The sequence below is a fragment of the Streptomyces sp. HSW2009 genome, assembly GCF_040240285.1.
In the GTDB taxonomy this organism is placed as follows: Bacteria; Actinomycetota; Actinomycetes; order Streptomycetales; family Streptomycetaceae; genus Streptomyces.
In genome coordinates this window covers 1-751 of the sequence record NZ_JBEHZD010001109.1, presented here as the reverse complement: position 1 = coordinate 751, position 751 = coordinate 1, and the positions used below count along the sequence as shown (strand labels likewise).

The window sequence follows — 751 nt, the reverse complement described above, 5'->3', positions numbered from 1 at the left end:
GTCTGATTTTATTCTGCGCGGGGGGGGGGGGGGGGCGGGGGGGGGCCCCCGGCGGGCCCCCCCCCGGCCCCCCCGGCCCCCCCAAGGCCGGCGGCAACTACGCCGCCTCGCTGGTCGCTCAGGCCCAGGCCGCCGAGAAGGGCTGCGACCAGGTCGTCTGGCTCGACGCCATCGAGCGGCGGTGGATCGAAGAGATGGGCGGCATGAACCTCTACTTCGTCTACCGTGACGGCGACGCGGTGCGCATCGTCACCCCCGAACTGTCCGGCTCGCTGCTGCCCGGCATCACGCGCGCATCGCTGCTGCGCATCGCCGAGGACCTCGGGTACGGCTTCGAAGAGGGCCGGATCTCCGTCGACGACTGGAAGAACGCCAACGCCGACGGGACGCTGACCGAGGTCTTCGCCTGTGGCACCGCCGCGGTCATCACCCCGGTCGGCTCCGTCAAGTCCGCCCGTGCCGACTGGACGGTGGGCGACGGCCAGCCCGGCGAGATCACCATGAAGCTGCGCCAGGCGCTGCTCGACGTCCAGACCGGTGCCGCCCCGGACCCGCACGGCTGGCGCCACCCGCTCGGCTGAGGACCCCGCTGAGCGACCGGTCCGCCCCAGCGCGGCCCCGTCCCCAGCGGACACGACGGCCCCCCCCCCCCCCCCCCCCCCGCGGGGGGGCGCGGGGCGCCGCGGGGGGCCCCCCCCCGCCCCGGGGGCCCCCCCGGCCCGCGCCGGACCGCCCGCCCCGGGGGGCCGGG

1 protein-coding gene is annotated in these 751 nt (G+C 77.6%); it reads left to right on the top strand.

Annotation, left to right across the window (positions count from 1 at the left end; translation table 11 throughout):
* A partial coding sequence (locus AAHZ94_RS34795; RefSeq protein ID WP_349997654.1) for an aminotransferase class IV occupies nt 1-581 on the top strand: 581 nt, incomplete at its 5' end.
* Nucleotides 582-751: the final 170 nt, after the last annotated feature.